The 10,122-nt window shown below is 68.1% G+C and carries 11 protein-coding genes; 4 read left to right on the top strand and 7 right to left on the bottom strand.

Annotated elements, in window-relative coordinates:
- Positions 1–126: 126 nt before the first annotated feature.
- Both ACZ6DT_RS25725 and ACZ6DT_RS25730 read right to left on the bottom strand, forming a co-directional pair.
- The gene (locus ACZ6DT_RS25725; protein WP_465599692.1) at positions 127–555 is read right to left on the bottom strand and encodes a DoxX family protein; all 429 of its coding nucleotides are present in this window, start codon (positions 553–555) and stop codon (positions 127–129) included.
- A gap of 181 nt (positions 556–736) precedes the next feature.
- Complete coding sequence (locus ACZ6DT_RS25730) at positions 737–1,183, bottom strand: DoxX family protein (protein WP_465599694.1); 447 nt, start codon at positions 1,181–1,183, stop codon at positions 737–739.
- 141 nt (positions 1,184–1,324) lie between these two features.
- Between ACZ6DT_RS25730 and ACZ6DT_RS25735 the strand changes: the two genes are divergently transcribed.
- The gene (locus tag ACZ6DT_RS25735; protein ID WP_465599695.1) at positions 1,325–1,792 is read left to right on the top strand and encodes an NUDIX hydrolase; all 468 of its coding nucleotides are present in this window, start codon (positions 1,325–1,327) and stop codon (positions 1,790–1,792) included.
- On the opposite strand, the gene ACZ6DT_RS25740 is transcribed toward ACZ6DT_RS25735, so the two are convergent.
- Entirely contained in the window at positions 1,770–2,426 is a 657-nt protein-coding gene (locus ACZ6DT_RS25740; protein ID WP_465599697.1) for an HAD family hydrolase, read from the bottom strand. The genes ACZ6DT_RS25735 and ACZ6DT_RS25740 overlap by 23 nt on opposite strands.
- Positions 2,427–2,572: 146 nt before the next feature.
- On the opposite strand from ACZ6DT_RS25740, the gene ACZ6DT_RS25745 reads away from it, so the two are divergent.
- From ACZ6DT_RS25745 to ACZ6DT_RS25755, 3 genes are all read left to right on the top strand, one after another.
- Complete coding sequence (locus ACZ6DT_RS25745) at positions 2,573–4,159, top strand: discoidin domain-containing protein (RefSeq protein WP_465599699.1); 1,587 nt, start codon at positions 2,573–2,575, stop codon at positions 4,157–4,159.
- Between the two features lie 76 nt (positions 4,160–4,235).
- A complete protein-coding gene (locus ACZ6DT_RS25750) occupies positions 4,236–5,480 on the top strand; it encodes an MFS transporter (RefSeq protein ID WP_465599701.1) in 1,245 nt (414 codons plus the stop codon).
- Positions 5,477–6,460, top strand: coding sequence for a hypothetical protein (locus ACZ6DT_RS25755; protein ID WP_465599703.1), 984 nt, complete (start codon positions 5,477–5,479; stop codon positions 6,458–6,460). The genes ACZ6DT_RS25750 and ACZ6DT_RS25755 overlap by 4 nt, the downstream gene beginning before the upstream one ends.
- A 241-nt stretch (positions 6,461–6,701) precedes the next feature.
- On the opposite strand, the gene ACZ6DT_RS25760 is transcribed toward ACZ6DT_RS25755, so the two are convergent.
- The 4 genes from ACZ6DT_RS25760 to ACZ6DT_RS25775 all read right to left on the bottom strand — a co-directional run bounded on the left by ACZ6DT_RS25760 (position 6,702) and on the right by ACZ6DT_RS25775 (position 9,976).
- On the bottom strand, positions 6,702–7,238 hold the full coding sequence (locus tag ACZ6DT_RS25760) for an O-acetyl-ADP-ribose deacetylase (protein ID WP_465599705.1): 537 nt from the start codon (positions 7,236–7,238) through the stop codon (positions 6,702–6,704).
- A gap of 13 nt (positions 7,239–7,251) precedes the next feature.
- Positions 7,252–8,049 (bottom strand): alpha/beta fold hydrolase, encoded by a 798-nt coding sequence (locus ACZ6DT_RS25765; RefSeq protein ID WP_465599707.1) that lies wholly within the window; start codon positions 8,047–8,049, stop codon positions 7,252–7,254.
- Between the two features lie 23 nt (positions 8,050–8,072).
- Positions 8,073–8,717 carry a DUF998 domain-containing protein gene (locus ACZ6DT_RS25770; protein WP_465599709.1) on the bottom strand — a complete coding sequence of 215 codons (645 nt, stop codon included), beginning with the start codon at positions 8,715–8,717 and terminating at the stop codon, positions 8,073–8,075.
- A gap of 125 nt (positions 8,718–8,842) precedes the next feature.
- A complete protein-coding gene (locus ACZ6DT_RS25775; RefSeq protein ID WP_465599711.1) occupies positions 8,843–9,976 on the bottom strand; it encodes a metallophosphoesterase in 1,134 nt (377 codons plus the stop codon).
- Positions 9,977–10,122: the final 146 nt, after the last annotated feature.

Genomic DNA, 10,122 nt, shown 5'->3' on the forward strand with positions numbered 1-10,122 from the left:
AAGGACCCCTTCCCTCGGCTCCGCCGAGGAAACTCGACCTTCACACCCTCCCCAGTACATGAAGGACCCCTTCCTTGCGCCTAGCGCAAGGAAGGGGTCCTTCATGTACTCGTGCAGGCAAGCGGCTCAGGACCTCCGGCGCCGCCGCAGCAGGGTGTCGACCGCGTAGGTGCCCGGGCCGACCACCGCGAACAGCAGGAAGATCCAGGAGTACAGGGCCGCCGTCTCGCCCTTGTTCAGCAGCGGTAGCAACGCGTCGGGCTGGTGCACGACGAAATACGCGTACGCCATCGTGCCCGAGAGCAGCACCGCGACCGGGCGGGTGAACAGGCCGAGGAGGATCAGCAGCGAGCCGACCGTTTCGATCACCCCGGCGTACCAGCCCGGCCAGGTGCCCAACGGCACGGCGGGCTTGTCGAAGAGTCCCATCTTCTGCAGACCGTGGCAGAGGAACAGGAACGAGACCACTACGCGGACCACGGAGAGGGCCAGTCCCTGCCACTTGGGAGTGGTCGGGCCGATCTCGGTGGTCGTGGCGGTGGCTGTCTGGGTCATGACGCATCCTTCCGGCTCAAGGTGGTCTAAACCATTGATGGGATAGAGGATGCCGGATGCCCCACCCGCGGGGAACTTTCTTTCGGGGGTAATTCGATGACATGTCCGAATTCAACGACGCGGAAACGCGATTGAGGCCCTTTCCTGGAATCGTTCCAGGAAAGGGCCTCGCGATTTTCCGTCAGCGGCGGCGGCGCAGCGTGTCGAGGGCGAAGGTGCCGGGGCCGATCGCGGCGATCAGCAGGAAGATCCAGCAGTAGAGGGTCGACAGCTCGCCCATGTTCTGCAGCGGCAGCAGGCCTTCCGGCGCGTGGACGGTGAAGTAGGCGTAGGCCATCACGCCGGAGAGGAGCACCGCGACCGGCCGGGTGAACAGGCCCACCAGTACCAGCACGGCGCCGACGACCTCGATCACGCTGCCGTACCAACCGGGCCAGGAGCCGAGTTCGACCGAGCCGCCGGCACCGTCGACACCACCGAAGAAGCCGAATCCCTGCAAGCCGTGGCAGAGGAAGAGGAACGAGACGACGATCCGGACGGCCGACTGGATCACGCCCTGCGCCTTGGCGGCACGCGAGGCGGTGGCGGTGGTCTCGGTGTTCTTGGCGGGGGTGCTGGTCTGCGTCATGGTTCCGGTCCTTCCGGGAGTGTCTGTCGGGCGGCTTCTGACAACGCGTCGGACGGGCTCGACGCGAATCGACATCCGGGCGGAAAGTTTTTTCGCGGGCCGGTCACCTCACCCGATCGGAGCAAGGCCAGACTGGACGCCATGGCGGGTAAGACGAGTGCCGGGATCCTGCTCTTCCGCAGGTCGGGCGAGGTGACCGAGGTGCTGCTCGGGCATATGGGCGGGCCGTTCTGGGCGAAGAAGGACGCGGGCGGCTGGTCGGTGCCCAAGGGCGAGTACGAGCCGGACGAGGCGCCGGAGGCCGCGGCGCGGCGCGAGTTCGCCGAGGAACTGGGGCTGCCCGCGCCGGAGGGGGAGTACCTCCCGCTCGGCGTCGTGAAGCAGTCCGGCGGCAAGGTCGTGACGGTTTGGGCGGTCGAGGGCGACCTCGATCCGGCTCAGGTGGTGCCAGGCACCTTCGAGCTGGAGTGGCCGCCGCGGTCGGGCCGGACGCAGGAGTTCCCGGAGGTCGACAGAGTCGCCTGGTTCGAGCTGGCCGAAGCGGAAGAGAAACTGCTCAAAGGCCAGCGTCCGTTCCTCGCCCGCCTCAGCGAGTTGCTCGACGGCTGAGCAACTCGCCGAGTGGTTTGTCGGCCAGTGAGCCCAGTACGAGATCGGCGTGGTCGAAGTTCAGCACCGCGGTGATCGGATTCGGCACCGCCACGCATTCGAGTCCGGCGGCCTTCGCCGCGGTGACCCCGTGCGGTGAATCCTCGAACGCGATCGCCTCGGCCGCGGGCAGGTCCAGCGCGGCGAGCGCCGCCAGGTAGAGGTCCGGGCTCGGCTTCGCCTCGTGGAGGTCGCCGGTGAGGACGGCCTCGAACGCGTCCGCGAGGCCCAGCCGGTTCAGCTGTGTGGTGACCCAGTCGCCGGTCGAACTGGACGCGATGGCCAGGCGCAGACCCTGTTCCTTCGCGTCGTCGAGATACTCCTGGACGCCCGGCCGCGGCCCCACCGATTCCAGCAGCTCGGTGACCCGGGCGCGGACGCCGGTGCGGACCGCGATCCTGTCGAGGTTCTCGTCGTTCTTCTCGAGCAGTTCGAACATCGCGACAGCGGTGTTCTGCGTGCCGATCACGGTGTGCCAGACGTCGAGGGGGAGTGCGCCGCCGCGTTCGCGGAACGTCTCCTGCCAAGCCGCGAGAACGGCCGCCTCGGTGTCGACCAGCGTGCCGTCGAAGTCGAAGATCAAGGCGCCGGTCATGGGACGAGTCTACGTCTTGACGCACCGAGTGGGACGGATTACCGTACGCATTCGTTAGGAAACTTACCAAACGAACAGTGCTCAATGAACGACGCCGCGCACCCGTCCCTCTCAACCCGCCGCCACGGATTCCCGGGGAGATCGATGTGAAGGCCCGAACCCGACTACTGCCACTAGGCGCGGCCGCCATCCTGTTGCCGACGCTGCTCAGCGGTAACGCCCAAGCCGCTGATGTCCTTCTGTCCCAAGGTAAACCCGTTCTCGTCTCCTCGGTGGAGTCCTCCTCCTACGGCGGTCCGCTGGCCGTCGACGGGAAGACCGGCACCCGGTGGGCGAGCGCCGAAGGTGTCGACCCGCAGTTCATCCGCATCGACCTCGGCGGCCCGTCGGCCATCAACCGGGTCAAGCTGAACTGGGAAGCGGCATACGCCACCGCGTACAAACTCGAAGTCTCCAACGACGGCTCGGCGTGGACCCCGGTCAAATCCGTCACCAACGGCAACGGCGGGACCGACGACCTCACCGGGTTGTCCGCCCGCGGCCGGTACCTGCGCCTCGTCGGAACCAAACGCGCCACGAGTTATGGCTACTCCCTTTGGGAGATGCAGGTTTACGGGACGTCGGACTCCTCCGGTGACACGCAGGCGCCCACCGCGCCGTCGAACCTCAAGGCCGGTTCGGTCACGGCGTCCACTGTGGACCTGACGTGGACCGGTTCGACGGACAACGTCGGCGTCACCGGCTACGAGGTGCTGCGCAACGGCCAGGTCGTCGGCACGACCGAGACCGCGTCCTTCACCGACAGCGGGCTGAGCGCGTCGACCGCGTACACCTACACCGTCCGGGCGAAGGACGCCGCCGGCAACACCTCGGCGGCCAGTAACCAGATCCAGGCGACCACGCGGGCGGGCGGTTCGTCGTTCGTCATCGCCGCCTCCGGTGACATCGCCGAACAGTGCACCGCTTCCTCGTCTTCGTGCGTGCACCCGAAGACTGCCGCGCTGGTCGGGCAGATGAACCCGGCCGCGGTGATCACCATGGGCGACAACCAGTACGACGACGCCCACATCGAGGACTTCACGAAGTACTTCGACAAGACCTGGGGCAAGTACAAGAACATCATGCACCCGGTCCCCGGCAACCACGAGACCTACGACCACACCCCGCTGGGCGCCTACAAGCAGTACTTCGGCAAGATAGCGACGCCGAACGGGAAGACCTACTACAGCTGGGAAATGGGCAACTGGCACTTCGTCGCCATCGACAGCACGGAGTTCTCGCCCGGCCTCGCCGCGAACGGGATCAGCGACGAGCAGCTGAACTGGATCAAGCAGGACCTGAAGAACAACACCAAGCCCTGCGTCGCCGCGTACTACCACCACCCGCGCTACACCTCGGGTGACCACGGCGACAACGGCAAGATGGCCACCCTCTGGGAGACCATGGTCGGAAACAAGGTCGACCTCGTGCTCAATGGGCACGACCACCACTACGAACGGTTCCATCCGCAGAACGCCGACGGCGACAAGGACGCCGCCGGTCCGGTGCAGATCATCGGCGGTGGTGGCGGGGCCAGCCTGTACCCGGTGAAGACGGAACACCCGGCCACGGCGAAGGCGATCTCGACCTACGGCGTGCTCAAGCTGAACATGTCGGACAACGCCTTCTCGACCCAGTTCGTCGGTCTCGACGGCAAGACCATCGACTCGTCTCCCACCTACACCTGCCACTGATCCCCGTGATCAGGTGCCGGGTCGCGGCTCGTGTGCACCGCGGCCCGGCGCCTCTTCGCGGCGTTGGAGGTCTCCCATGTACATAGCCACCAGTAGGGGAGCGGACGCCGCGGCGGAAGTCCCGAAGAGCGGCGTGAAACGGGCCGTCACCGGGAACGTCGTCGCGCTCGGCCTGGTCAGCCTCGTCACCGACATCTCGTCGGAGATGGTGACCGCGGTCCTCCCGCTCTACCTCGTCCTCGGTCTCGGCCTGAGTCCGCTGCAGTTCGGCGTGCTCGACGGCCTCTACTCCGGCGTCACCGCCGTCGTCCGGCTCGTCGGCGGGCATCTCGCGGACCGGTGGCAGCGGCTCAAGGCGGTCGCCTGCTTCGGTTACGGGCTTTCGGCGCTGGGCAAGATCGGCCTGATGCTGGCGGGTTCGTCCACCGTCGCGATCGGTGCCGTCCTGGCGGCCGACCGCACCGGCAAAGGCGTCCGGACCGCGCCGCGGGACGCGCTGATCACGTTGAGCAGCGACCCCCGGCACCTCGGCCGGGCGTTCGGCGTGCACCGCGCGATGGACACCTTCGGCGCGTTCCTCGGCCCGCTGGTCGCGATGGCCGTGCTGTGGCTCAGCCTCGGCAGTTACGACTCGGTGTTCTTCACGAGCTTCTGCATCGCCGCCATCGGCGTGATCATCCTGCTGGTGCTGGTCAAAGACCACCAGCCGAAGCCGGACGCCGCACGGCCCAAGGTCTCCTTGCGGGAGACCGCGGGCCTGATCCGGCAGGCGTCGTTCCGGCGGATCTGCGTGTGGGCGGCGTTGCTGGGCCTGGTCACCCTCAGCGACTCGTTCCTCTATCTCGTACTGCAGCGCCGCTGGGATCTCGGCGCGGTCTTCTTTCCCTTGCTGCCGCTGGGAACCGCGGGTGTGTACCTGCTGCTCGCCGTGCCGTTCGGCAGGCTTTCGGACCGCATCGGCCGCTGGAAGGTGTTCCTCGGTGGGCACGTCGCACTGGTCGTCGCCCTGCTTTCGCTGCTGGGGCCGGTGGACGGCGGCGTTCTCGCGGTGCTGGCGCTGGTGCTGCACGGTGTCTTCTACGCCGCCACCGACGGGGTGCTGATGGCCGTCGCCGGACCGCTGCTGCCCGAGCACCAGCGGGCGAGCGGCCTGGCACTGGTGCAGACCGGACAGGCGACGACGCGGATGTTCGCGTCCGTCCTTTTCGGACTCGCCTGGACCACGTGGGATCTGCACGCCGCGGTTCTGGTCGCCGCCGGCGCGCTGGCCGTGGTGGTCGTCGCGGCCGCCGTTGTCCGTCCTTTGAGGACATACGCATGAAGGCGCGGATCCTGGGTGTGGCCATGGCGGTCGTCGTCCTGATCGCGGCCGCCGTCGGCTACGGCCTGCATTCCCGGGACCGCGGGCCGGAGGTGAACTCCGTCGCCGTCGTGACCGGGCAGCCGGTTTCGGTGCAGGCCAAGGGACAGCTGTTGTTCCGCAATATCGCCGAAGGTCCCGACTTCGGCCATCTCGCCACCGTCCCGGTCGATCGGCCGGGTGCACCCCGGAAGGTGTCCGGGCTCAGCTGCGACCGGTTCGCCGCTTCGGCGGGGACCGCGCTGTGCCTGTCCGCGCAGCCGGGGGTGCTGCCGCCGATGACCGACGTCATCGTGCTGGACAAGGACCTCAACGAGATCCGCCGGATCGAACTGCCCGGCACCCCCAGTCGCGGCCGGGTCTCGCCGGACGGGAAGCTCGCCTACTGGACGCTGTTCGTCAACGGCGATTCCTATGCGGAGACCGGGTTTTCGACCAGGGCCGGGATCTTCGACCTGAGGACCGGGAAGCTGATGAAAAGCATCGAGGAGATGGGGCTCCTGCTCGACGGAAAGCCGTACTACTCGTCCGACGTGAACTACTGGGGGATCACCTTCACCCCCGACGGCAAGCGGTTCTACGCGACCGTGGGGACGAAGGGGAAGACGTACCTGGTCGAGGCGGACTACGACAAGCTCGTCGCGAGGATGATCCGGGAGAACGTCGAATGCCCGTCCCTCTCGCCGGACGGGAAGCGAATCGCCTTCAAGAAACGGGTTTCCGCCGATCTCGCGGCGCCGTGGCGGCTGGCTGTCCTCGATCTGGCTTCCGGGCAGGAGACCTTGCTGGCCGAGACGCGGAGCGTGGACGATCAGGCCGCCTGGCTCGACGACCGGACCGTGGCGTACGGGCTGGACTCGGGGATCTGGGCGGTTCCGGCGGACGGGAGCGGGGCGGCCAGGCTGGTGGTCGAGCGGGGGGCGTCGCCGGCCGGGGTGTAGTGGGTCCCGTGGGTCGTGAGTGGCGTTCCGGGTTCGGGCGGGTCCTCTCTTAGGTGCCTACTGTGTGACCTGCGGGGTTGCAGTACATGAAGGACCCCTTCTTGTACCTAGGCGCAAGGATGGGGGCCTTCATGTACTGGGGAGGGGTGTGGCTAGTGACGCTACTGAGGCTCGAGATGTCGTTCCGGACCCACCCGCAGTAGGTACCTAAGACACCCTTGGCCCTAGCCCGAATCGCCACTCACGACCCGGCCACGCCCAGCGCCTCCGCCTGCTCCCGGAACACGTCGTACGCCGCCTTCCCGAACAGCACGAACCGCACCAGCTCCACCGAAGACGATCCGGCCGAAAGTGTGCTCAGCACGGTCTCGAGGGCGATCTCCGCCGCGGACTCGACCGGCCACCGGTAGATCCCGGTCGAGATGGCGGGGAAGGCCACGGTGTGCGCGCCGAGGTCGGTGGCGACGTGCAGCGAGTTGCGGTGGCAGGCGGCCAGCAGTGCCGACCGGTCTTCGGAGCCGGACCACACCGGCCCGACGGTGTGCACCACCCAGCGTGCCGGGAGGCGGCCCGCCGTGGTGGCGACCGCCTCTCCGGTCTTCAGTCCCTTGCCGTAGTGCCCGGCGCGCAGCGCCCGGCATTCGGCGAGGATTTCCGGTCCGCCGCGGCGGTGGATCGCGCCGTCCACCCCGCCGCCGCCGAGCAGTGACGAATTCGCGGCGTTGACCACGACGTCGACCTGCTGTTCGGTGATGTCGCCTTCGACCAGTTCGATCATCGTGATCGCTCCGTCAGTCGTTGAAGTACTCGATCAGTACCGGGGCCACGGCCTTCGGCTTGAGCATATGCGTCTGGCCTTCGATCGTGCGGTGCTCGGCGCCGGGGACCGCCTTCGCCAGCGCGGCGACGCCGTTGCGGATCCACGCGGGGCTCTTGCCGCCGTCCATGACCAGCGCCGGCACCGAAACGCTCGCCCAGCGGCCCTCGGGCAGCGGGGTGCCGTCGTGCAGACCCTCGACCAGTGCGGCGTCGTAGCGCAGGGTCGGCGCGACCTTCTTCAGTTTCGGCCAGGCGGGCATGAACCGCATCATGAACACCATCGGCGCCGGGAGGCGGACGCCTTCCCGCATGAAGGTCTTGATCGCGGCGCCGGGACGCCCGGCGGCGATGGCCTTCTCCAGCCGGTCGCCGTAGTCGGCCGGAACCGGCGGGCGGGTGTCGTCGACGACCAGGGGGAATTCGTACACCGCCAGTTTCGTGATCGGGAGCCCGGCTTTCGCGGCTTCGAGGGCGAGCGCGGCGCCGGACGAGATGCCGTAGACGTGCGCGGTCCCGCCCGCTTCCTTGATCAGGGCCGCGATGTCCTCGACTTCGCGGGCGACGGAGAACGGCTCGGTGTCGCCGCTTTCGCCGCGGCCGCGGCGGTCGTAGGTGTAGACGGTGAAGTGCGCGGCCAGTTCGGCGGCCAGCGGTTTGGCCGGGCCGAACTCGCGGTGGCACATCGCGCCGTCGACCAGGATGACGGCGGAGCCGGAGCCGGTGCGGGTGTAGGCGATGGTGGTGCCGTCTTGCGAGGTCACGGTGCTCATGGCGGGAATTCTCCTTGAGTGGTTCAGCGAGCGGAACGGAGGATGACGGCGGTGACCCAGCCCCAGGCCAGCATCACGGTGGCCCAGAAGGCGAGCATCACGGCGGCGGTCGCGTTGCCGGAGCTGATCCCGGCGAACGAGGCGAAGAACGCGATGCCGGTGGCGCGGGAGTAGACGGCCCAGCCGCGGCGGCCCTCACGGACGAAGCGGCTCGCGAACACGAAGGTCGCGGCGATCAGCGAGAGGAAGCCGACCGAGCCGGCGGCCATGTGCAGGACACCCGGGGTGCTGATGGTTCCCGGGCCGCTGCCCGCGGGGAAGCCGTTGCCGGGGTCGGCTTTGAAGACCGCGGCGAAGAGCAGGCTGACGCCGAAGACGCCCAGCAGTCGTGGACCCCACGTGCTGCCTCCGCCCGGTTCGGGCGTCCGGCTCAGGCCGATCGCTCCGGCGGTCATCAGGACGCCGGTGACCAGGAAGTTCGTCACCTGGATCCAGCCAGCGTCACCGTTGCTCAGCATGCTGGCCGGGTGCTTCGTCAGGTCGAAACCGTCGCGGACGGCGGCCTGGGTGAGCGTGATCAAAAAGTACAGCGGGCCCGAGGCCGCGCCGCAGGCGAGCAGGGCGCGGGCGGGGAGCGCGACGTGGGTCCGGGTGGCGGCGATGGTCATCGTTTCGGCCTTTCGGGGGCGGGAGTTCGTTGGGCACAACTCTCGGTCCGAAAGTCTGTTTTGTCAAGACAAAAAAAGTTGTCGGTAATGCTCGATGCGACGCCGGAGGGTGTCGCAGCAGGTGATTACTCGCTGTTTCGCAAGGTCAGGAGGGTGATCTCGCTCGGCGCGAAGACGCGCAGCGGCGGTCCCCAGAAGCCGGTGCCCCGGCTCGTGTAGAGCTGCGTGCGCTCGCCGTGGCGTGAAAGCCCCGCCAGCACGGGCTGATCGAGCCGGACCAGGAGGTGGAACGGCCAGATCTGGCCGCCGTGGGTGTGCCCGGAGATCTGGAGGTCGATGCCCGCCTCGGCGGCCTGCTTGACCTGTTTCGGCTGGTGGGCGAGCAGGACGACCGGCGTGCTCGCGGCGACGCCATCGAGCGCGGCGGGGAGATCGGGACCGTGGCCGGGCAGGCCGGAGACGGCGCCGGTCGGGTCGTCGATCCCGGCGAAGACGAGCGTGTCCCCGCCCCGGCGGACCTGGGCGTGCCGGTTGTGCAGCGGGTCCCAGCCGAGGTCGCGCATGTGGTCGAGCCAGGCCTGCGCTTCGCCGAAGTACTCGTGGTTGCCGGTGATGTAGAACTTGCCAAGTTTCGCCCGTACCTTCCCGAGCGGCGCGACCTGCTGGGCGCGTTTGGCGACGGTGCCGTCGGCGAGGTCGCCCGCGTGGGCCACGACGTCGGCGTCGAGTTCGTTCACCGCCTCGACGACCTTCTCCGACCATTTCGTCCGGTTCAGCGGTCCGAAATGGGTGTCGGTGATGATCGCGAAACGGAGACCGTCGAGCCCCGCGCCGAGGCGGGGGATCACGACGTCGAGCTCCTTGAGCCTCGGCACGCGCCGGGCTTCGGCCATTCCGTACGCCGCCAGCGCCGCGAAGGCCACCAAGACGACGCCGGACACGATTCCCGCCGCACTGTCCACTCCGGACACCGCGAGCAAGAACCGCAGCACGGTTCCGAGTACCGACAAGGAGAACAGCAACCAGATCAGCCCGAGGGAGAGGTCGCCGATCTTCGCCGCGAGGTCGCGCTGCCACGGGCCGTGGCCGAGGACCATGCACGCGGGCAGGGCGATCGCCGCGACGGCGAACACGATCGTGCCGAGGACTTCGAGCGCGACCGGGAGTTCGGGCGAGCCGACGATCGTCCACCACGGCACACCGAACAGGAGGGCGAGAACGGCGATCAACGCGGCGACGCGGACAAGGATGCGGGGCATGATGTCGGCCAGACTACAGACCATCGGTCTCTACCGCCGTCTTCGCTGAGGCGCGAGCCCGGGTGGTTGGGGGGGGGGGGGGGGGGGGGGGGGGGGGGGGGGAGAAAAAAGACACCAGAACAAAACAAAAAACCCACAAAAACCAG

This window comes from Amycolatopsis sp. NPDC041971 (assembly GCF_055588925.1).